Source organism: Sphingomonas sp. Leaf339 (assembly GCF_001426195.1).
GTDB lineage: Bacteria > Pseudomonadota > Alphaproteobacteria > Sphingomonadales > Sphingomonadaceae > Sphingomonas.
Map to the genome: position 1 here is coordinate 572,761 of NZ_LMRS01000001.1, position 21,666 is coordinate 594,426.

Sequence of the window (21,666 nt, forward strand, 5' to 3'; positions counted from 1 at the left end):
CGCGACGGCGCGTCGTTTCCCGGAGACTGGGGCAAGGGTTGGGATATAGGGTCGCCATCGGGTCGTGTCAAAGGGGTATGCACCTTCACCGCACCCAGCGTGGATCGATCACGACGTGGCGGATACGCGTGCGGTTGTGGGTGTAGGTGACATGGATCAGGCCGTCGCGCGTCTGAATGACGGCGGGATAGGCATAACCGTCCGGTACCGGCCTGCTCTCCAGCGTCAGCGCGTTGCGCCAGTGGATGCCGTCATCCGACAGCCCGACGTTAAGCGGCCAGCGTGGTCCGTCGCCGGGGCGGTCGGCGAAATGCGCGGCGTGGTTGTAGACGATCAACTGACGGCCATCGCGCAGCGTTACCGCATCGGTGCCGGCGTTGGGATTGGGGAGGTCGATCGCGGCGAGCGGCGACCAGGTGACACCGGCATCGCGCGACCAGCTTATTGCCAGCGCGTCCTGCCGGGTGCGGGCGATCAGTTCCAGCTTGCCGCCGGGATGTGACAGGATGCTGGGCTGGATCGCTTCGATATGCATGGGTGACGCGATCCGCTCGCCGACCCGCCATGTCCGGCCCCGATCGGTGCTGCGTTCAATGCGGATCGACCAGTGATTATCCTCCGCCGTTCCCTCCTCGCGGCTGGAGGGGGAAAGCCACGCGCCATCCGGGGCGATGACGGGCTTGTTCTTGATCGGGCCGAGGACGCCGTCGGGCAGGCGGCGCGGTATGCTCCAGTGGCGACCGCCATCGGTGGAGGTGATGACCATGCCCCACCAGTCGCGCGGCGACGGGCCGACTTTGTAGAACAGGTCAAGGTCGCCGCCGGGCGGCTGGAAGAGCACCGGGTTCCAGGTCGGGAACCGGCGGCCGTCCGGGGTCTTGCCATCGGCGACCGCGGTGGGGGTCGCCCAGCCGGCGGGGCCGCGACGGGCGAACCAGATCGCGACGTCCGGACGGCTTTCGCCGCTGCCGCCGAACCATGACGCGGCCAGCGTGCCATCGGGCAACTCGACGATCGTCGAGGCGTGTGCCTGCGGATAGGGGGCCGTCGCGTAGATGAATTCGGACCGGGTGATCGCAGAGCGCGGGGCCGCGGGTGAGGGCGCGGCGACCGTGATGCCGATGGCTGTGGTCGCGATGATGAGCCGTGCGGTTGTGCCGTTCGCGGCCATGCCCTGTTTCCTTCCGACCTCGCCGTGGTGGCGTCTATTGGTCGGGCGGCGCCTCAGGTTCAAGATCCACGGGGTAGCTGTTGGCGGAAACGAAAAAGGGCAGCTCCCTTGTGGGAACCGCCCTTTATCTTTGGCGAGCCGTCATGGGAGTTAATCCCATGACGTCGAACGGCGCCGAGCGCCGCCGGCCGGCCTCGGATCGGGTCCGTCGACCCGATCCTGCGGCTTACTTGACCTCGACGGTCGCGCCGGCTGCTTCCAGCTGCGCCTTGACCTTGGCGGCCTCGTCCTTGTTCACGCCTTCCTTGACGGCCTTCGGAGCGCTCTCGACGAGCGTCTTGGCTTCCGTCAGGCCCAGGCCGGTGATCGCGCGGACTTCCTTGATGACGTTGATCTTCTTGCCACCGTCGCCGGTCAGGATCACGTCGAACTCGGTCTGCTCTTCAGCGGCCGGTGCGGCGGCGCCGCCGCCAGCTGCCGGCGCGGCAACCGCTGCTGCGGCCGAAACGCCCCACTTCTCTTCGAGCATCTTCGACAGCTCGGCTGCTTCCAGGACGGTCAGTTCGCTCAGGCTCTCAACGAGCGCGTTCAGGTCTGCCATGTGTATTCTCCATGCGGGGGACGACGCCCCCAAAGTTCAGGTTGAAACCAGGAATGCTCAAGACGGCTCAGGCCGCCTCCTTCTCCGCATAGGCGGACAGCACGCGTGCGAGCTGTGCAGCCGGAGCCTGCGTGATCGTGGCGATCTTCGTGGCAGGTGCCACGATGAGGCCGACGATCTTGGCACGCAGTTCGTCCAGCGACGGCAGCGTTGCGAGTGCCTGAACGCCCGCGACGTCGAGGGGCGTAGAGCCCATCGCGCCGCCCACGATTTCGAACTTGTCGTTCGTCTTCGCGAATTCGACCGCAACCTTGGCTGCGGCGACCGGGTCGATCGAGGAGGCAAGAGCGACTGGGCCGGTCAGCATATCGCCGATCGATCCATAGTCGGTCCCGTCGAGCGCGATCCTGGCAAGCTTGTTCTTCGAGACCTTGTACGTCGCGCCAGCGTCCCGCATCTTGCCGCGCAGCACAGTGGACTGTGCGACGGTCATGCCGAGGTTGCGGGTCACGACGACCACGCCGACTTCGGCAAAGTTACGGTTCAACTCGGCGACGGCTGCGGCCTTTTCAGTCCGATCCATGCCATTCTCCACGTTTGAACACGCCCGAAAAGGACGTGTCCGGTTGAGTCCATCGATGGGGAAGGGGGACCGGCCGCATGGAATACGGCAGATAATTCTCTATCCCCGTCTCGGCAGGACATTAAGCCGTGGCAAACCCACGACACCTGCTGTCTTGGACGGAGTTCGACGGGCAGAAGCCTGCCGAACGCGGGGGTGCCACTAGCGGGTTGATTGCAAAAGTCAACGATGGCCTGCGATTGACCAGGCGGCGTCCAGCCGCTTAACGCTCCGCCAAACGGAGGGATATCGATGCGAAAGCTTTACCCGGATGCCGCGACTGCGCTGGAGGGACTGCTCCATGACGGCATGACGATCTGTGCGGGCGGGTTCGGCCTGTGCGGTATTCCCGAACGCCTGATCGACGCGATCCGCGACGCCGGCACCAGCGGCCTGACGATCGCCAGCAACAATGCCGGTATCGATAACGAAGGTCTCGGCAAGCTGCTGCGCACGCGACAGGTGAAGAAGATGATCTCGTCCTATGTCGGCGAGAACAAGGAGTTCGAGCGGCAATATCTGAGCGGCGAGCTGGAGGTGGAGTTCTGCCCGCAGGGGACGCTCGCCGAACGCTGCCGCGCGGGTGGTGCGGGCATCCCCGGCTTCTACACCAAGACCGGAGTCGGCACGCAGGTGGCCGAGGGCAAGGAGGTGAAAATCTTCGACGGTGAGGAATTCATCCTGGAGCGCGGCATCCGCGCCGACCTGTCGATCATCAAGGGGTGGAAGGCAGACGAGAGCGGCAACCTGATCTTCCGCAAGACCGCACGCAACTTCAACCAGCCGATGGCTACCGCCGGCCGCATCTGCGTCGCCGAAGTGGAGGAGGTGGTGCCGGTCGGCTCGCTCGATCCCGATCACATCCATCTGCCCGGCATCTATGTGAAGCGGATGATCGTCGGCAGCCCGTACGACAAGAAAATCGAATTCCGCACCGTGCGCGAAAGGGAGAGCGTCTGATGGCCCAGGAAATCAAAGGCTGGACCCGTGACCAGATGGCCGCCCGCGCCGCGCAGGAATTGCAGGACGGCTTCTACGTGAACCTCGGCATCGGCATCCCGACGCTGGTCGCCAACAACATCCCCGCCGGCATGACGGTGACGTTGCAGTCGGAAAACGGGATGCTGGGCATCGGCCCGTTCCCGTATGACGACGAGGTCGATGCCGATCTGATCAACGCCGGCAAGCAGACGATCAGCGAACTGCCGTCCTCCGCCTATTTCGGCAGCGAGCAGAGCTTCGCGATGATCCGCGGCGGCCATATCGACCTGACCGTGCTGGGCGCGATGGAGGTCAGCGAGAGCGGCGACATCGCCAACTGGATGATCCCGGGCAAGATGATCAAGGGCATGGGCGGCGCAATGGACCTCGTCGCCGGCGTGAAGAAGATCATCGTCGTGATGGAGCACACTGCGAAAAACGGCGACCCCAAGTTCATCCCCGCCTGCTCGCTGCCGCTGACGGGGAAGAACGTGGTCGATATGATCGTCACCGATCTGGCGGTATTCCAGCGGCCTGATCACGACACGCCATTCCGCCTGGTCGAATGCGCGCCGGGGGTAACGGTGGACGAAGTGCGGGCGAAGACGACGGCGTCGTTCACCGCTTAACTTTCCCCCGGCGAAGGTCGAGGTCCAGTTTGGGAACGCAGATTGTCGAGCGTTGCGGTCGGTCGTTACACTTTCCAACTGGACCCCGGCCTCCGCCGGGGAACAGTCTAGCCCCTACTGTTTCCCTTCCAGCCGCGTCATCATATCGAACGACGTATGCGGCGGCTGATTATACGCCGTGTTCTGCCATGCGACGCCCGCGCGATAGACCGGGTCGTGCATCAGCGTCGCCAGCCGATACTTGGTCGGATACGGCGTGGCATAGACCCGCAATTCGGTGCTGTACGTATCGCGCACCACCAATTCCTCGCGCCAATCGCCGAGGATGTCCGCACTCAGCGCCGGGTTGTTCTTCGTCCCGTTGTTCGACGCCACACCCTCCGGCGACAATAAAGGCCGCTCCGTACCGGTCAGCCAGTCCCATTTGCTGATCCAGGTCCCGTCGAGCAGTTCGCGCAACGGATCACCATCCCACCAGATCGCGAAATTGGCGGCGCGCGGCCGGCCACCGGGGATTACCTGACCTTTCACGTTGAACAAATCGCGCGCGTTCGATGCCCAAACCTCCGCGCCCGGATGGCGTGGATCGATATCGGCGGCGATGCCGCGCCCGGTGTCGGTGTCGGCGGGCTTCGTCCACAGTCGTTCGCCGGTGCGCGCATCGAGCATCGCTGCGCCGATCCCGCCATTGCCGCGCACATCCTCATGCACGCCGAACTTCTCCAGCCCCGGCCGTGTCGGATCGAGGTCGGAGACGTGCATCGCATCGCCGTGGCCCAGCCCGCTCGTCCACAGACCGCGCCCGGTGTCGTCGATCGCCATCGATCCATAGATAACCTCGTCGCGGCCATCGCCATCGACATCCGCGACCGACAACTGGTGATTGCCCTGACTGCCATAAGCGGCGTTGCCGGGCGCGGCGGAATCGAACAACCAGCGCTGCGTCAGCTTGCCGCTGCGCCAGTCCCATGCCGCCACCGTCGACCGCGCATAATAACCGCGCCCGAAGATCGCGCTCGGCCGTGTGCCATCCAGATACGCCACGCCAGCCAGATACCGGTCCGACCGATTGGCGTAGCCATCGCCCCAGGTCGCCGCCATCTGCGCCGTCGTCGGTGTCAGCGTGGTCGCATCGCGCGGCGGCGCATAGGGCGCGGTGGCGAGCATCCGCCCGGTGCGACCATCGAAGACCGACACGAACTCCGGCCCTTTCAGGATACGCCCGACCAGCGGCGCGACGCGACGGCCGTCCGCCAGTGTCTTGGCGCCGGTGCGGTCGCGCTGGTCCACCTCGCCATCCGCCGCCGTGCCGCGCCAGTCCGCCTTGCCATCGCCAATGGTCCGGCCAGTACCGTCGATCGTGCCATCGGCGGTCTTCATCATCACCTCCGCCCGGCCATTGCCGTCGAAGTCCTGCACCATGAACTGCGTATAGTGCGCGCCGGATCGGATGTTACGCCCCAGATCGATCCGCCACAGCCGCTTGCCCTCCAGCGTGTACGCATCCAGCAACGTCTCGCCGGTATAGCCGGCAAAGGCATTGTCCTTGGCGATCGACGGATACCATTTCACGATCAGTTCGTACCGGCCGTCGCCATCCAGATCGCCGACGCTGACGTCGTTGGCGGTGTAGCTGTATCGCTCGCCATCGGGCGCCGTCCGGTCGGCTGGCTTGTCGAGCGGGATGCGCAGAAAGCCGGCGGCCCATGGGGTAACGACGGCGGAGCGTTCCCGCGGGCCCGGCACGGAGATGGCATAGCGCGACGTGGCGGTGCCGCTGCGGTCGTGAAAGCTGGTCGCCTCGTCACCGCCAATGGTAGCAAGCCGCCGGCCATCGCGCCGAAGCTCGAAGCGGGTGCCGGCGGGGTCGGTGCCGAGCGATCGCCACTGGACATGGTTGCCGCCATCCGCCGCCGGCACCGCGATCAGGCCACGATCCAGCCGCTCCATCTGGCGCCCGCCAACCGATACGGGAGGGCTGGCGGCAGAGACGGCGGCTCCCGTCGCGACCGCCATGGGAAGCCAAGCCGCCCACCGAATCCTTCGCATGACATCCTCCTCATATTTTCTTTGTCTTAACATATGGATTAATTTTCGACATGTTGAAAATAGATTTGCATCCTCCTCAATCTCGGATATGTCGGATTTAAGGCATGGAAAAAGTGCCGGCGGCGCCCTGATCGGCGCTGCGGGGAATGATGACAGGGGAGGTTTGCTTGACGACGTTTCGGACCCGTATGGTCGCCATCCAGGGCGCGACCTCGATCATCGCATTGACGAGCGGCATGGTTATGACCGCGCCGGCGCAGGCGCAGACCGCCACGCCGCAGAATTCCACGACTCCAGCGACGGATACAACCGGCAGCCAGGCCGTCGAAGCCGCGCCGCAGACCGTCTCGACGGCGCAGGACCCGGCGACACCCGACACGCCGGAAAACACCAACCCCGAAGACATCATCGTCACCGGCACCCGCGCGTCCTTGCAGTCCGCGATCGCGCGCAAGAAGAACGCCGGCACCGTGGTCGATTCGATCGTCGCCGACGACATCGCCAGCTTCCCCGACAAGAACGTCGGCGAAGCGCTGGGTCGCATCACCGGCGTGCAGCTGAGCCGCACCTTCGGCGAGGGTAACCAGATTTCGATCCGCGGCGTCGAACCCGATCTGAACCGCGTCGAAATCAACGGCGTCAGCCAGCAGTCGGCATTGGGCGCTCGCGGCGGCGATTTCCGTGAACTGGCGGTCGAGCTGGTCAAGTCGATCGACGTGTACAAGGGCTATACCGTCGATCTGACCGAAGGCGGCATCGGCGGCACCGTCAGCGTCGAGACGCGGCGCCCATTGGAACTGAAGAACCCGATCTTCAGCATCAAGGCCGAAGCGCAGCATCTCGACCTGACCGAATCTTGGAAGCCGCGCCTGAATTTCACGGCGGGTCGCGGGGATTATCTCGATAATCGTCTCGGCTTCATCGTCAACGTCACCTACTCGGACGTCGATACGCGTGAAGATTATGCGTCCAATACTAATTGGGGCCGCATCGCGGATTTCGATCGGTCGGGCACCAAGACGATCGCCAACCCGACCTATGCGAACTACGCGACGTATGAGAGCTGCTCGGGCGCGACGGGCAATACGCAGGCGGTGGCGACGGCTAACCGATTGGCCTGCGAAACCCAGTTTTTTGATTGGGCGCCGACGATCGCACGCTATCGGACGCTTGATCGCAACGACAAGCGGACCACCGCCGACTTCCAATTGCAGTTCAAGGTTGCGGATAACTTCAATATTTGGGGGCAGGCGCAGGTCAATCAGCGTATTCAGCAGTTGCGCGACGCCAATTACGCCGTGAATGCGGGTTCGGTCGATCGCTTTAACTTCGACGGTCCGATTACGCCGGTCGGTCGCGCGCTCGGCACCAACCTGTTCGAAGGGGCCAGCCGTCAGCGTATCACCCCGGGCACGTTCAGCGTCGATCAGGAAACGCACACGGTCACCAGCTGGATCACGCAGGCTAACGGGATCAACACTGGTACAGCCGCCGCGCCGACATACCTTGGCGCGAACAGCATCGTTAGCGTCCAGCGGCGCGATTTCGACTATAACCAGCTGACGCAATACTATCAGACCGGGTTCAACTGGGAACTCGATCGGATGAAGATGATCGGTCTTGCCTCCTATTCAAAGGCGAAGCTGATCAATAACACCAATTTGGTGGCGATCAGCACCGGCGTCGGCAGCATCCAAGTTGATCGGCGCAACGACGCGGGCGTGCCCGTGCTGATCTTCCCCGAAAGTTTCGACCCGGCGAACCCGTCCGATTATGCGAACTTCAATCGCACCGGTGCCAATGGGCAGCGGCTGTTGCAGGCCGGCCCCAGCGTTCAATACCGTCCAGAAGATGCCGGCACGAGCGAGAAGCAGCTGAAGCTGGACGTGGACTATGACACGAGCGGCCTGTTGCCGTTGTTGACCAGCGTCGAGTTTGGCGGCCAGTATCGCGAATCTGGATACTTCCGCTATCTCGGCGGCGGCAATCGGCTGTTACGGCCGGCGGTGACGGCGGTTCCATCGGCGGGGATCGTCGGTGTGCCGGCGGTGTTTCAGACGACCGCCAACGTGTCGCTGAACACGATCATCACCGAAACGCCGCCGGCGGTTCGTGCGGCCAACACGGTCTATCTGACACAGGCGCAGTATCAGCAATTCGTGGCCCAGAACGCCGGCGTAACTGGCGGGGCGCCGCTCTTCACCGGTCTGTCCGCGACCCCCGACGGTGCACCGACCCGGCTGGCGATCCCGCTATTTAACTATGGTAATCTGTCGCGCTATTACGACCTGTCCGGTTTCGATCAGGACAACGTCCGGTTTGCTGATGGCCTGCCGCAGATTCCCAGTTACGTCATCAACGAGGATATCGTCGCCGGCTACCTGAAGTTCAATTTCGAACAGGAATTTCTGGGAATGCGACTGACCGGCAATGCCGGTATGCGTTATACCTACACCCGTGACCGCGGCACCAGCGTAAACACGCGGGTTGAACGTCGTATTGTTCCGGGAACCGGTGTGACGCTGCCGAACGGTACGATCATCCCGGCCGTTACCGAAAACTTCACGGTGTCTGTGCAGGAGATCACCCTTCAGAACGATTACCATGACTGGTTGCCGGCGGTGAACTTCAACTTGGAAGTGCAGCAAAATCTGTTTGTCCGAGCCAACTACGCAAAGAATCTGGCGCGGCCCAGGCCCAGTGATCTGTCACCGTCGATCTCCTGTACGTTCGATACACTGGACACAGTGGGGATCGCCGATGTCTGCACGGCGGGCAATCCTGCACTGCAGCCCTATCGTGCCGATCAGTATGAAGTGAACGTGTCGTGGTATCCCAACGTCGATACCCTGCTCAGCCTTGGCTATTATTTTAAGGACATCAAGAGTTTCGTCCTGCCGGCACAGACGCGCTCCAACGTCGATCTGTTCGGCGACGGCGTACTGTACACGGTTCGCCAGCCAGTGAACGGTTTTGGCGCAAAGCTCGATGGATTCGAGGCGAGTGCCCAGACCGTTTTCACTTTCCTTCCTCAACCCTTCGATGGTTTTGGACTAAGTGGAAATTTCACTTATGCCCGTGTTGTCAATAATGCGTTGACCAACGTCGCTACTGGCGAGCCGCTCAATGCCTATCCTGGGTTGTCAAAGTTTACTTACAATGCCAGCGTTTTTTACGACAGGGATTGGTTGAACGCCAAGTTCAACTATAACCGTCGCAGTTCCTGGTTGCAGACTGCCGCCGATGCCAACAACGGGAATAATCCTATCTTCCGCAAGGGTGAGACGTATCTCGACGCCAAGGTCCTGATCCGCCTGTCGCCGCGTTACAGCATCTGGGCAGAGGGTCAGAACCTCGGCAAGGAATTCACCAAAACCTACATCGATGCCGCGCGGCCGATCGAGTATTCATACCCCGGGCAGCGCATCACCGTTGGTGCGCAGATGAAGTTGTGATGGGCTTGGACGGGAAGGTGCCGACGATGTCAGCTGCCGCCCGTCCACTGCCTCAGAGTTCCCCCTCCGATCGTCCGTTTCATGACGGTCGGATAGGCCCGGCGCGATCCGTTCGCGTCGGGCCTCTTTTCTGGGGGCTGGCGGTTTACGCCATGATGACGGCGGCCGCATCGCCGGCCCGCAACCTGCCGATTAGCGCCAATGCGTGGCGGGTCGAGGCGGAGGACCCGGCCAAGCGCGTTCGCATCGCGGCGGGGACGATCGATATCGATACCGCCGGCGGCCTGACGCTCTGGTATGCGAAGCGCCTGTCGGGGCCGGTGGCGATCGAATTCGAGGCGATGGCGGTGTCCGCCGGTGGCGCGAAAGATACGGTCAGTGATCTCAACGCATTCTGGATGGCGACCGATCCGGCCGCCGCCGATGGCTCGCCGCTCGCCAAGCCGCGATCGGGCAAGTTCGAGGAGTATGACACGCTCCTCACCTATTATGTCGGCGTCGGCGGTAACCGGAACACGACGACGCGGATGCGGCGCTATGTCGGGCGGCCCGGCGAGCGGCCGTTATTGCCGCAGCATGATCGCGCCGATCCGGGGTCGATGCTGGTCGCAAACCGCTGGACGCATATCCGGCTCGTGGCGGATGGCCGGCGGATCGCGGTCCACCGCGACGGCGCGCCGCTGTTCGTGATGGACGATCCGCATCCCTACACGAGCGGCTGGTTCGGTTTTCGCACTACGGCCAGCCACTGGCGCCTGCGCCATGTGCGCGTCACGCATCCCTGAAGGACTTGAGAGCCATGACCATCAACCGACGTGATGCAGTGAAGGCCGCGCTGCTGGGTGGCGTTGCCGTCGCCGCACCCGCCACGGGAGCCGCGATTGCGCGCCCGGCTGCCACCCGCCCGGTGCCGCTGCGCTGGATCGACGGCGCCGCCCCCGCATCGCATCTGGGCCAGACGGTCGGCGTCGCCTGGCCGCGCGGTGCCTTACGCAAGGGCGCGGCGCTGTCGGTGAACGCAGGGGGCAGGGCGGTGCCGTCGCAGCACTGGACCACCGCCACCTGGCCCGACGGATCGATCAAATGGACCGCCCATGCGGTGCCTCCCGGTACGGCGCTGGAGGGCCTGACCGTCGCCCCCGGTCGCCCCGCCGCCCCGTCGCAACCCGTCCGCGTCACCGAACGCGGCGACACCATCACCGTCCGCACCGGCACGTTGACGTGGGATATCGCCAGGAGCGGTGATGTGCTGATCCGTGGCGCGCGGCTGGGCGACCGGCCGGTCCTCGGCCCCGTCACGCTGGTCGGCGCGGTACGCCCCTCGCTCGACGGCGCACCTGCCGCCTTTACCGGCCGCATCGATAACGCCGTGGTGGAGAGCACCGGCCCGGTCCGCGCGGTTATCCGCGTGAGCGGGATGCATCAGGGCGCGGGCAAAAGCTGGCTGCCGTTCACCGTGCGCCTCTATGCCTATGCCGGCACCAGCCATCTGCGCATCGTCCACAGCTTCATCTATGACGGCGATCCGGCGAAGGACTTCCTGTCGGCGATCGGCGTGCAGGCCAGCGTGCCGATGCGCGGCGCGCTGCACGATCGGCACCTGCGCCTTGCCACCGATGGCGCGATGTTCGTGGAGGGCGTGCGGCCGCTGACCGGCCTGCGTCGCGATCCCGGCGCGGCGTTCCGTGCCGCACAGACCGCCGGCCGCGCCACCCCGGCGCTGGCATCGATGGACAAGTCGGTCCGCGACAAGCTGGAGCGCATTCCCGCCTGGGGCGACGTGTCGCTGGAACAGCCGACCGCGCACGGCTTCACCATCGTCAAGCGGACGGGGGAGGGCCATGCCTGGATCGATTCAGCGCAAGGATCACGCGCCCCCGGCCTCGCCTATGTCGGCGGCCCGGAGGGCGGCGTCGCGATCGCGCAACGCTATTTCTGGCAACGCCACCCCAGCGCGCTGCACATCCGCGATGCCGCGACCGACAGTGCGACACTGACCGCCTGGATGTGGTCGCCCGAGGCACCGCCGATGGACCTGCGCCCATATCGCGGCGTCATGGGCATGGAGGAATTCGCCGCCCAGAACGAGGGGCTTGATGTCACCTATGAAGACTACGAACCCGGTTGGGACTCGGCCACCGGCATTGCCCGCACCAGCGAGCTGACGCTCTGGGCGCTGCCCGCCACGCCCGAGACGAACACGCTCCACGCGATGGCCGCCGCCAGCGCCGTGCCGCCGCAGTTGATGGCCGATCCCGCCAGCCTCCACGCCGCCGAAGTGCTCGGTATCTGGAACCTGCCGGATCGCTCCACGCCCAATCGCGTGGCGATCGAGGACCAACTCGATCACCTCGTCGATTTCTATGCGGGCGAGGTGGAGCGGCGGAACTGGTACGGGTTCTGGAACCATGGCGATGTGATGCACAGCTATGATTCCGACCGGCATCAGTGGAAATACGACATCGGCGGCTTCGCCTGGGCGAACAGCGAACTCTCGCCCGACCTGTGGCTTTGGTACGCGGCGCTGCGCAGCGGCAAGGCGCAGGCATTTCGGCTGGCCGAGGCGATGACGCGCCATACCGGCGAGGTCGATACCTATCACCTTGGTCGTTTCAAGGGCATGGGCACGCGCCACGGCGTGCAGCATTTCTCCGACAGCTCGAAACAGCCGCGCGTCTCCAACGTCGCCTATCGCCGCCTGTTCTATTACCTGACCGCGGACGAGCGGGTCGGCGACCTGATGCACGACCTGATCACCTCCGACGAGACGCTGACCCGCGTCGAGATCGGTCGCAAGGTGCCGAGCGGCCCGCCAGCGCCGACGCCCGCCGGCACGATCGAAATGGGCTTCGGCCCCAGCTGGACCGCGATGGCCGGCGCGTGGCTGACCGAATGGGAGCGGACCGGCGATACGAAATGGCGCGACCGGGTGGCGAACGGCATGGACAGCATCGGCCGCATGGAACGCGGCTGGCTGACCGGCAGCGCGCCGTTCGAGCTGAAAAGCGGGCGTTACCTCGATCCCGGCAAGAAAATCCGGCTGTCGCATCTGAGCGCGGTGTTCGGCGCGGTGGAGGTGAATGCGGAGCTGATCCAACTGATCGACGTACCGCGTTACCGGGCCGCGTGGCTGGAATATTGCCGCTGGTACAATGCGCCGCGCGACCAGTTCGTGGCGAAGTTCGGCCCGCCTGCCGGCCCCCGCAACCTGCGCGAGGGGCATTCGCGGCTGACCGCTTATGCCGCGCAGATGGAGCACGACCCGGCGCTGGCGACCCGCGCCGCGACCGAATTCTTCTCGGGCGAGGCGGGGCTGGGCACCTGGACCAACGATCCGCGCCGCACCGTGGGGGGCGTGATCGAATGGCCCGGCGTGTCGACTAATGCCGCCTCGCAATGGGGGTTGGCGGCGATCCAGTTGCTGGCGCTAGTACCGGAAGCGATCGATCGCGGGACGATCCCCGCCTGGTCGGAGAAGGGGAAATCGCAACAGGTATCCTGAGCTTTACGTTCTGCTCCCGATCGATTACTCAGACAATATAACAAAGGGAGCAGGATTGGATGAGAGCAGGATTGTTCGCGCTGGCAATGGCGTCGGCGGCGATGGTGATGACGCCCATGGTGGCGATGGCGCAGGAAGCAGCGCCGTCGGCCGCGACCGTGACCGCCACGGCGACGCTGAAGGCAGATGCGCCGGGATCGACGATCGATCGCCATATCTTCAGCCAGTTCGCCGAACATCTGGGCTACGGCATCTATGGCGGCTTGTGGGTCGGGCCGGGGTCGAAGATTCCCAACACCCGCGGCTATCGCAACGATGTCGTCGCCGCACTGCGTGCGCTTAAGGTGCCGCTGGTCCGCTGGCCGGGCGGTTGCTTCGCCGACGAATATCATTGGCGGGAAGGCATCGGCCCGCGCAACAAGCGCCCGACCAAGGTCAACACCAACTGGGGTGGTGTCACCGAATCGAACGCGTTCGGCACGCACGAATTCATGGACTTCGCCGAGCTGATCGGTGCCGATGCCTATGTGTCGGGCAATGTCGGCAACGGCACCCCGGCCGAGATGGCCGAGTGGGTCGAATACATGACCGCCCCCGCCGGCACGCTGGCCGAGGAACGCGCGAAGAACGGCCGCAAGCAACCGTGGAAGCTGCCGATGTTCGGCATCGGCAACGAGCTGTGGGGCTGCGGCGGCAACATGAAACCGGATTATGCCGCCGACGTCACGCGCCGTTACGGCACCTTCATCAAGGTGCCAGAGGGTACGAAGACGCTGCGCATCGCCAGCGGCGCGAATTCCGACGATTACAACTGGACCGAGGTGATGATGCGCGAGGCGGGCGACCGCATCGACGGCATCGGCGTGCATTATTACACGGTGCCGGGTGACTGGAAGAACAAGGGATCGGCGACGCAGTTCAGCGAAGAGGACTACGCCCGCACGATCTCGAAGACGCTCAAGATGGAAGAGCTGATCATCAAGCACGGCGCGATCATGGACAAATATGATCCCAAGAAGCGCGTGAACATGGCGGTCGACGAATGGGGGACGTGGTACGACGTCGAGCCGAACACCAATCCCGGCTTCCTGTATCAGCAGAATACGTTGCGTGATGCGATCGTCGCGGCGCTGAACATCAACATCTTCACGCGTCACGCCGACCGGGTACGGATGACCAACATCGCCCAGATGGTGAACGTGCTGCAGGCGATGATCCTGACGCGCGAGGGGCAGATGGTGCTGACCCCGACCTATCACGTGTTCGAGATGTACAAGGGCTTCCAGGACGCGACCTATCTGCCGCTGGACCTGAAATCGCCGTGGTACAACAAGGAGCAATGGACGGTGCCATCGGTCAGCGCGACTGCCGCCCGCGGTACGGACGGGGTGGTCCGCGTGGCGATGACCAATGTCGATCCCAACCGGGCGGCGTCGGTGTCGGTGGCGATCACTGGCGTGGCCGCGACCGCTGTGACGGGGCGAATTCTGACCGCCGCCACGATCGATGCGCATAACGATTTCGGCACGGGCGAAGCGGTGAAGCCCGCCGCGTTCAATGGCGCGCAGGTCGCTGGCGGCACGTTGTCGGTGACGTTGCCGGCGAAGTCGGTGGCGGTGCTGGAGCTACGCTGAACGTCAAAAAGCCCCTCCTTTTCAAAGGAGGGGCTTTTCATACTGCATCGTCATTGCAAACGTAGCGAAGCAACGACGACATCAAGCCAGTGCTGGCATCACTCTGTCAAAAACCCGACCTGTCGCAACCACGCCGCGCACAGCATCGGCCACAGGCTGACCGGCTGGTCCGGCGTATCCAGCGCAAAGCCATGCGGCGCATCCGCGAAAACATGCAGTTCCGCCGCACCGCTCTTCGCTGCGATCGCATCCTTCAGCCGGTACGCGTTGGCCACCGGCACGACCGGATCGTTGCCGGCATACACAATGAACACCGGCGGCGGTGCGTCCGCCAGTTGCGCGTCGGGTTGCAGCCGGTCGTACAGCGCCTGCTTCTCCACCGGCGGCAGCGGCGGCTTGTCCGCGATGACGGTGCGGCCCGCCGCATTGGTCGAGATCGGCGCATAGCCGATCACCGCCACGTCCGGCCGCGCCACCTCGGCGCCTTCCGTCAACAGGCAAGCGGCCAGATGCCCGCCCGATGACAGCCCCACCACGCCGACCTTGTCATGGCCCGACGCCCGGATCATCGCAATTGCCCGGATCGCATCGGCGCGCGGCGCCAGCGGTCCGGTGTCGGCGGTCGGAAAACAGTGCACCAGCACATAGGCGTGGATGCCCAGGCCGTTCAGCCAGCGCGCCACCGCAACGCCCTCGCGCTCCACCATCAACTGCGTATAGCCGCCGCCGCCCAGCACCAGCATCGCCGCACCATTTGGCCGATCGGGCGCAAAGCCGAACAGCCAGGGCCGCTCCACCGCGCCGACGACTCCGGCATCAGCCAGCGTGAACGCGCCCTCGACCGGCTGGTCGTCCCACAGTGGCAGGGCGCTGTCCGCCCCGAACATCGGCGCGCTCATGCCACCGGGTTCCGGCCCCAGAGCTGATCGTATCGCCAACCCGACAGGTCTTCGACCACGCGCGCGATACGCTCGTCGGTGGGGGTATCGTGGCCGGCGCGCAGATGCTCGATCTCGCTCAACAGGATCGCATGCGTCCTGGGGTCGAGCCGGAAGCGCGTCGATACGAACACGCCAAAGATCAGCATCGCGATCGTGCCCAGCCCCAGCACGCCGACGATCGCGGCGATCGCCTCCGGGCTCTGTACCGTCGCCTTCGATACGAAACCCGACGCCTGCATCACCTGCCCGACCAGGATCACCGCCAGCGCCTGGCTCATCTTGCGCACGAACGTCATCACGCCGGCGAACGCACCTTCGCGGCGGCGGCCGGTCACGATCTCATCGACGTCGGCCATATAGTTGTACGTCGCCCACGGGATGTAGTTCAGCGCCCCGCGGCCCAGCCCGGCGAACACCACGGGCAGCCAGAACAGTGACGATGTCGCGGTATAGCCCGCCGAGTACATGCCGAGAAAGATGCACACCCCGATCGCGAAACTCAGCGCGGCGAAGCGGTATGCCATCGCCGGCGACAGTCGCAGCGCGAAATTGATCGCCAGCACTACCGCGACGAGTTGCACGATATACGTCACGCCGACCAGTTGCCCGACGATCGCGGTCGATCCGGCCAGCGCGAAGATCACGAAATAGGTAAAGGCCGCGTTGTAGATGTCCTGGCTGATATATCCGCCCAGATACATGCCCAGATGCAGGCGAAACGCGCGGATGCGGAGCGTCGAGAACAGGTTGCGGTACAGCGCCCGGAACGACGCGCCCAGCGTCGGCCGCTCGCGCGCCGCCTCCTCCGCCTCCAGCTCCGGTGGCCGCTCCCGCTCCCAGCTGAACGCATAGAGCAGCCCCGCCGCGCCCATGAACAGAATGGAGAAGATGATGCCCATGTACAGATAGGTGTCGGGCGAATCCGGCCCCAGATACGCGATCAGCCATGCCGGCAGGAACGCGGCGGCGATCGCGGAACACTGGCCGCACAGGATGCGCGCGCCGGCGAACTTCGCCTTGGTCTTGTAATCGGTCGCCATTTCGGACGCGAGCGTCTCGTACGGGATGATCTCCATCGCATAGACCATCTCGAACAGCACGTACGTGACGAGATAATACCAGAAGCTTTGCCCCGACACCCACATGATCGCGAACGCCGGCAACAGCGGGATGGCGGCCAGGATGAAGAACCGTCGCCGCCCGAACCGCTTGCCCAGCCGCGTCCGCCCGATGTTGTCGGACAGATGCCCGATCATCGGGCTGGTGAACGCATCCAGCACGCGGGCGACGCCGAAGATGATTGTCGCCTGCGCGGCGGAAAGCCCGCAGAAACTGGTGTAGAAGATCAGTATCCACGTACTGATGACCGCCATCGACCCGGCGCCAAGGACATCGTTCGAGCCATAGGCGAGCAGGTTGTACCACCGCACCGGCCGCGTGGGGGCCACGGGCATCGCGGGAACGACAGCGGCGGGCGTGCTGGCCATGGGCTTCCTCAACGTGAGAACAATCCGTTCCCCGGCGAAGGCCGGGGTCCAGTTGCGATGTGGGTCGTTGGTGGGCGCTGCGCATCTTCGCGTCGCTTCGGCCCGACTGGACCCCGGCCTGCGCCGGGGAACAGCCATCGGTCAGTCGATCAGATATACGAACGCAAGAATTCGCCCAGCGCGACGATCGCCAGGCTCTGGCCGTATGGCATGCTGGTCAGCGCGATGTCCTTGTAGAACTGCATCGTGCTGCCCATCGCCGTGCCGAAGCTCACCTGCTTCAATTCGCCCTTGTCGTCGATATTGGCCAGCACCGCCTGGATCGCCTTGATCCCGACCGTTTCATAGTGGCGCGGCAGATACCCCTTCCGCACTGCCTTCAGGATGCCGTACGCGAAGCCCGCGGTGGCCGATGCCTCCAGATAGCTGGTCGGGTCGACGATCAGCGTGTGCCACAGGCCGCTCTCGTCCTGATGCTCGGCCAGCGTCTTCACCTGCGCCGCCAGCGTATCGATCAGGAAGGTGCGGAACGCATCGCCCTCGGGCAGGTCCAGCATCTCGATGATCTCGGGAATCGCGATCGTGACCCAGCAATTGCCCCGCGCCCACAGCGCCCCGGCGAAATTGTGCCGCTCGTTGAAGTCCCAGCCGTGGAACCACAGCCCGGTCTTCGTATCGAACAAATACTTGATGTGGATCAGGAACTGGCGCTTGGCTTCCTCGACATAATGCGGCCGGTCGAGCAGCAGGCCGATCTTGGCCAGCGGCAGCACCGACATCATCAGCGTGTCGTCCCACAGCTCGCCCGGATTCTCGTCATTGAAGACGATGTGCTGGAACCCGCCCTCCTCGGTCTTGGGCAGGCCGTCATCGGCCATCAGCCATTCGGCCCAAGTGTCCAGATAGGGGATATAGCTCTGGTCGCCGGTCTGTTCGTACAGATACGCCAGCGTCAGGAACGGCGACATCGTGTTGATGTTCTTGGTCGGCGTACCGGCCGCGAAGCGATCGTCGAACCACTTCACCATCACGTCATAGGCGTAAGCATCGCCGGTCTGCTCGTAATAGCGCCACAGCCCGAACAGGCCGATGCCGTGCGTCCATTCCCAGTCGTTCCACCCCTTGGTGTCGATGACGCGGCCGTCCTCCAGCCGCAACAGGAACTCGCCCGTCTCGTCCTTGATGTTGACGAGGTTGTCGATCAGCAGCGTGATCGCGTCGGTCACCTGCTTGCGCGGAACCTGATGGGTTAGGGCGGCCACGAATTACTCCTTGGGGGTCGATAGGGTGGTGGAAGCGGCGACGAGGCCGACAGGCACGCCTCCGCGAACATGATGAAGCGTGACTAGCTTGACCGGCTCCAGCGCGGCACCCGGCGCACCGTCGCCGGTGACGGCCAGCGCAATGCTGTTGCGGCCACGATGGTTCAGGATACCCTCCGGCACCGAAAAAGTCCGCTGCGGCCCGACATTGGCGGCGAACTGCCCCATCTGCCAACCATTGACGAAGATCAATACGCGGTAACGGCCCGGACCCGGCGAACGCGGCGTGGCGGGATCGCCGATCTGGACGCCGATCGTCGCATCGTCACCCTTGTGGACGTTCAGGTCGAAGCGGGTGCGATACCAGATTGTCCCCGGCACCGGCGTTGCCGCCGGCACGCTCGCGGGCGTCCAGCCGGCGTCGTCGAAGCCCGGCAGGTGCCAGCCCATCCGCTCGCCATATTGCCCGCCGTTATTGGCAGGCCCGCGCACCGGATCGGGCAGATCCTCGCCGCCTAGCTTGCCCTGAATCTTCCACGCCACCGGCACCGCAAAGCTGATGCCGCCGGGACGCGCGATTGAGACCGAGATCAGGCCGCGTGCTTCCTTGTGGAACTCGTCCGAATCCAGGTCCCAGTTGTGGCCGTTGTTGCGAACCATCACCGACAGCACATGCTCGCCGGGCACGGATGCCGCTTCGGGCAGCGCGAATTCGGCGACGCCGGTGGTGATCGGGCGGGGCAGGCCAGTTGGCAACTCATGCTGGCCGACCAGTTTCCCGTCGAGCCACAATTGCAGCATCCCCGCACCGCCCGCGCCGTAATGCAGCGCGATCGTCTTCGCCTCCGCCGATCCGGTGAAGCGCCCGCGATACCAGACGTCGCCATCGTGGAATCCGTACCCGTCCATCGACAGGCTCGGCTGCCCGGTCGGCGGCTTGATCGTGCTGGCGTTGCGCCCGCCCGATGCCACCGCCCATGCGCTGTCATCAAAGCGGGGATCGGTTTCCGGCGACCCCGCCGCCATCCGCCAGCCGGTCAGCTCCGGCAAGGCAAGGTCACGCGGGCCGGCCAACGGCGCGCGCGCCACCAGACTACCGCTCGTCGATCGCCCGGTGGCGACCGCCTGCCCGTTCCACCGCACGCGCCCCGCGCCCGTCCACACTTCCAGCGGTTCCCCGCCGGCCGTATCGCCGGTCAGGCTTAGCGTCCCGCCCGCGAGTGCCGCGTGCCGCACGAGGTTCGGCCCGCGCACCAGCGTCGCCGCATCGGGCCGGAAGAAGCGCTGCGCCTCCTTCACTTCGCCGATCAACAATGTCAGCGGCGCCTTGCCGCCCTCGATCCGCACGCGGGCCAGGCCGGTATGCGCGTAATCCAGCTTCAGATCGCGCTTGCCCGCATCCCAGCTGGACGCGACATCGCCCTCCAGCACCGTCACCTTGGGCGCGGCGGCGAAGCGCAGGACCGTTTCGCCCTTCTCGCCCGGACGGCCATAGAACAGCGCGATATCCTCCGCCCCCCGCCGCAGCGAAGTCTGCAATTCGGAGGTCGAATAGACCAGCCGCTGGCGTTCGAGATCATACCCCGCCAGCAATAGCTTCGCGTCCAGCCCGTGCAGCTCGCTCGCGAAGGTATAACGCCCGTCGGGCAGGTCGGCGGTGATCGTGAAGCTCTTGTCGCCACCAGAGGTCGACGGCTTGTGCGCCACGAACAACAACCGCGCATCGGTATCGGGATTGCGATCCGAATAGACCTGTACGTCCGCCGCCGACACGGTGACGGGCGGCGCCTTCACCAGCTTCGCCAGATCGGGAACTCCGGTCGCGAACTGGCCAAGCTGCTTCAGCTCCAGCGCCTTGTCGCGCAGCACGCGCGGCTCGGAAATCGCCGAACCGTAATCGTACGACGTGTACACCACCGGCGCCGGCAGCCAGCCCCAGCTGGTGCCGCCATAACCCATGTAGAAACTCTGCGCGGCGATGCCGTTGGCGATGTTGGTGCCATAGAAGACGCGCTGATACCCGACGCCGCGCTGGATCGCGTTGCACGGATACATGCCGTTCGATCCCCAGTAATCGAACCAGCCGCCACCGAATTCCGCAATGAACCCCGGCGTCTTCGGCGAAGCACTCGCACCGCCACGCGCGCCCTCGCCGTAAAGTCCCCAATCGGGGGCAGGCGCACCCTTGGTCACGGTGTTGTGGACGGTGCAGGTCGCCCCCGGATAACCGTCGAACGCGTACAGTTCCTGCGGTCCCGGCACCGTCAGCGGCACGGTGGACGACTTCGGCACCCAGTATCCGTTGCGGCCTTGATCGTTGTGGAAGATCGGCACGGTGATGCCGTCCGCGCGCGCCTTGTCGTACAGGTGCTGCATATAGCGCGATTGCGACGGCGTCGTCAGCGCCAGCTCGTTCTCGATCTGGTGCAGGATCACGGTGCCGCGGCCGTCGTTCAACTGGTGACGCGCGATGATCGCGTTGATCCGTGTCAGCCACTCATCGGCGGCGGCCATATATTCGGGATCGTCGCTCCGCGCCCGGCCGCGCTGGTTCACGAGCCAGCCGGGAAAGCCGCCGCGCGACAGTTCCGCGTTCACATACGGCCCGGCGCGGGTGATGACGTAGAGCCCTTCCTCCTTCGCCATGTCCAGCACCCGGTCCATGTCGCGGATGCCGGTGAAGTCGTACACGCCCTGTTTGGGGCTGTGATATCCCCAGTCGAAATAGATCGCGACGGCGTTGAACCCGCTCGCCTTCATCTTCTGCAGGATGTCGCGCCACAGGTCGGGCGAGGGCAGGCGGAATGGGTGGAACTCGCTCGACCAGATCAGCGTCGGCTTGCCGTCGATGATGAACGATCGCTCGTCGAACGCCACACGCGGCTTGGCGGGGGCGGCGACCTGCGCCGGCGCGGCGGTGGCACCGAGCAGGGCGGCAAGAAGGGCAAGACGGCGCATCAGGCGAGATGGAACAGCGGCACGAGCGGCCATTCGACCGGCTTGTTGTCCGGCTCTACTACCATCAGCTCCGCCATGTAATCCCACCAGCGGCGCATCACCGGCTGATGCGGCAATTGATCGCTGGTATGATCGTCGCGCCGCTTCAGCACCGCGAACAGCGACAGCGTCTCTTCATCGAGGAAGATCGAATAGTCATGGATGCCCGCCGCCGAGATCGCCTCGGCCAGTTCCGGCCAGATCTCGTCGTGGCGACGGCGATACTCGGCAATCGTGCCGGGCTTTAGCTGCATACGAAAGGCGTGAGTGGACATCAACTCCTCCGTCCGTTGATTATGTGGAACAACGGATCATTATCTGGGAGTCATGCCCGA

Annotated in this window: 15 protein-coding genes; 6 read left to right on the top strand and 9 right to left on the bottom strand. The window is 64.6% G+C overall.

The features are described from left to right. Window positions 1–85: 85 nt before the first annotated feature. The 3 genes from ASG67_RS02640 to rplJ all read right to left on the bottom strand — a co-directional run bounded on the left by ASG67_RS02640 (window position 86) and on the right by rplJ (window position 2,355). Window positions 86–1,171, bottom strand: a complete 1,086-nt coding sequence (locus ASG67_RS02640) for a sialidase family protein (RefSeq protein WP_056524830.1) — start codon at window positions 1,169–1,171, stop codon at window positions 86–88. A 226-nt stretch (window positions 1,172–1,397) separates the two neighbouring features. Further along, complete coding sequence (gene rplL / locus ASG67_RS02645) at window positions 1,398–1,772, bottom strand: 50S ribosomal protein L7/L12 (RefSeq protein ID WP_056524833.1); 375 nt, start codon at window positions 1,770–1,772, stop codon at window positions 1,398–1,400. A 67-nt stretch (window positions 1,773–1,839) separates the two neighbouring features. Beyond that, complete coding sequence (gene rplJ / locus ASG67_RS02650) at window positions 1,840–2,355, bottom strand: 50S ribosomal protein L10 (protein WP_056524836.1); 516 nt, start codon at window positions 2,353–2,355, stop codon at window positions 1,840–1,842. A gap of 291 nt (window positions 2,356–2,646) precedes the next feature. Between rplJ and ASG67_RS02655 the strand changes: the two genes are divergently transcribed. Beyond that, the gene (locus tag ASG67_RS02655; RefSeq protein ID WP_056524838.1) at window positions 2,647–3,354 is read left to right on the top strand and encodes a CoA transferase subunit A; all 708 of its coding nucleotides are present in this window, start codon (window positions 2,647–2,649) and stop codon (window positions 3,352–3,354) included. Beyond that, window positions 3,354–4,004 carry a 3-oxoacid CoA-transferase subunit B gene (locus ASG67_RS02660; protein WP_056524841.1) on the top strand — a complete coding sequence of 217 codons (651 nt, stop codon included), beginning with the start codon at window positions 3,354–3,356 and terminating at the stop codon, window positions 4,002–4,004. The genes ASG67_RS02655 and ASG67_RS02660 overlap by 1 nt, the downstream gene beginning before the upstream one ends. 114 nt (window positions 4,005–4,118) lie before the next feature. On the opposite strand, the gene ASG67_RS02665 is transcribed toward ASG67_RS02660, so the two are convergent. Continuing rightward, the gene (locus ASG67_RS02665) at window positions 4,119–6,053 is read right to left on the bottom strand and encodes a rhamnogalacturonan lyase (protein WP_056524844.1); all 1,935 of its coding nucleotides are present in this window, start codon (window positions 6,051–6,053) and stop codon (window positions 4,119–4,121) included. A gap of 167 nt (window positions 6,054–6,220) precedes the next feature. Between ASG67_RS02665 and ASG67_RS02670 the strand changes: the two genes are divergently transcribed. From ASG67_RS02670 to ASG67_RS02685, 4 genes are all read left to right on the top strand, one after another. Then, window positions 6,221–9,508, top strand: a complete 3,288-nt coding sequence (locus ASG67_RS02670; protein ID WP_162244328.1) for a TonB-dependent receptor — start codon at window positions 6,221–6,223, stop codon at window positions 9,506–9,508. A 152-nt stretch (window positions 9,509–9,660) separates the two neighbouring features. Further along, window positions 9,661–10,293 carry a DUF6250 domain-containing protein gene (locus ASG67_RS02675; protein ID WP_235535013.1) on the top strand — a complete coding sequence of 211 codons (633 nt, stop codon included), beginning with the start codon at window positions 9,661–9,663 and terminating at the stop codon, window positions 10,291–10,293. 14 nt (window positions 10,294–10,307) lie between these two features. Next, window positions 10,308–13,010, top strand: coding sequence for a hypothetical protein (locus ASG67_RS02680; RefSeq protein ID WP_056524852.1), 2,703 nt, complete (start codon window positions 10,308–10,310; stop codon window positions 13,008–13,010). A 59-nt stretch (window positions 13,011–13,069) separates the two neighbouring features. Next, window positions 13,070–14,644: an alpha-N-arabinofuranosidase gene (locus ASG67_RS02685; RefSeq protein WP_056524855.1), complete on the top strand. Its 1,575-nt coding sequence runs from the start codon at window positions 13,070–13,072 to the stop codon at window positions 14,642–14,644. Between the two features lie 98 nt (window positions 14,645–14,742). Here ASG67_RS02685 and ASG67_RS02690 read toward each other — a convergent pair whose 3' ends face one another. The 5 genes from ASG67_RS02690 to rhaM form a co-directional block, all read right to left on the bottom strand. Then, complete coding sequence (locus ASG67_RS02690; RefSeq protein WP_156460608.1) at window positions 14,743–15,543, bottom strand: alpha/beta hydrolase; 801 nt, start codon at window positions 15,541–15,543, stop codon at window positions 14,743–14,745. Further along, window positions 15,540–17,072: an MFS transporter gene (locus ASG67_RS02695; RefSeq protein ID WP_235535014.1), complete on the bottom strand. Its 1,533-nt coding sequence runs from the start codon at window positions 17,070–17,072 to the stop codon at window positions 15,540–15,542. Before ASG67_RS02695 ends, ASG67_RS02690 begins: the two co-directional genes overlap by 4 nt. 149 nt (window positions 17,073–17,221) lie before the next feature. Then, complete coding sequence (locus tag ASG67_RS02700) at window positions 17,222–18,334, bottom strand: glycoside hydrolase family 105 protein (protein ID WP_056524857.1); 1,113 nt, start codon at window positions 18,332–18,334, stop codon at window positions 17,222–17,224. Window positions 18,335–18,337: 3 nt separating this feature from the next. Beyond that, on the bottom strand, window positions 18,338–21,292 hold the full coding sequence (locus ASG67_RS02705) for a beta-galactosidase (RefSeq protein ID WP_056524860.1): 2,955 nt from the start codon (window positions 21,290–21,292) through the stop codon (window positions 18,338–18,340). Further along, on the bottom strand, window positions 21,292–21,606 hold the full coding sequence (gene rhaM, locus ASG67_RS02710; protein ID WP_056526354.1) for an L-rhamnose mutarotase: 315 nt from the start codon (window positions 21,604–21,606) through the stop codon (window positions 21,292–21,294). Before rhaM ends, ASG67_RS02705 begins: the two co-directional genes overlap by 1 nt. Window positions 21,607–21,666: the final 60 nt, after the last annotated feature.

Coding starts and splice junctions, on each gene's coding strand:
- ASG67_RS02640 (WP_056524830.1), bottom strand. CDS start 1,171: ATGGCCGCGAACGGCACAACCGCACGGCTCATCATCGCGACCACAGCC.
- rplL (WP_056524833.1), bottom strand. CDS start 1,772: ATGGCAGACCTGAACGCGCTCGTTGAGAGCCTGAGCGAACTGACCGTC.
- rplJ (WP_056524836.1), bottom strand. CDS start 2,355: ATGGATCGGACTGAAAAGGCCGCAGCCGTCGCCGAGTTGAACCGTAAC.
- ASG67_RS02655 (WP_056524838.1), top strand. CDS start 2,647: ATGCGAAAGCTTTACCCGGATGCCGCGACTGCGCTGGAGGGACTGCTC.
- ASG67_RS02660 (WP_056524841.1), top strand. CDS start 3,354: ATGGCCCAGGAAATCAAAGGCTGGACCCGTGACCAGATGGCCGCCCGC.
- ASG67_RS02665 (WP_056524844.1), bottom strand. CDS start 6,053: ATGCGAAGGATTCGGTGGGCGGCTTGGCTTCCCATGGCGGTCGCGACG.
- ASG67_RS02675 (WP_235535013.1), top strand. CDS start 9,661: ATGATGACGGCGGCCGCATCGCCGGCCCGCAACCTGCCGATTAGCGCC.
- ASG67_RS02680 (WP_056524852.1), top strand. CDS start 10,308: ATGACCATCAACCGACGTGATGCAGTGAAGGCCGCGCTGCTGGGTGGC.
- ASG67_RS02685 (WP_056524855.1), top strand. CDS start 13,070: ATGAGAGCAGGATTGTTCGCGCTGGCAATGGCGTCGGCGGCGATGGTG.
- ASG67_RS02690 (WP_156460608.1), bottom strand. CDS start 15,543: ATGAGCGCGCCGATGTTCGGGGCGGACAGCGCCCTGCCACTGTGGGAC.
- ASG67_RS02695 (WP_235535014.1), bottom strand. CDS start 17,072: ATGGCCAGCACGCCCGCCGCTGTCGTTCCCGCGATGCCCGTGGCCCCC.
- ASG67_RS02705 (WP_056524860.1), bottom strand. CDS start 21,292: ATGCGCCGTCTTGCCCTTCTTGCCGCCCTGCTCGGTGCCACCGCCGCG.
- rhaM (WP_056526354.1), bottom strand. CDS start 21,606: ATGTCCACTCACGCCTTTCGTATGCAGCTAAAGCCCGGCACGATTGCC.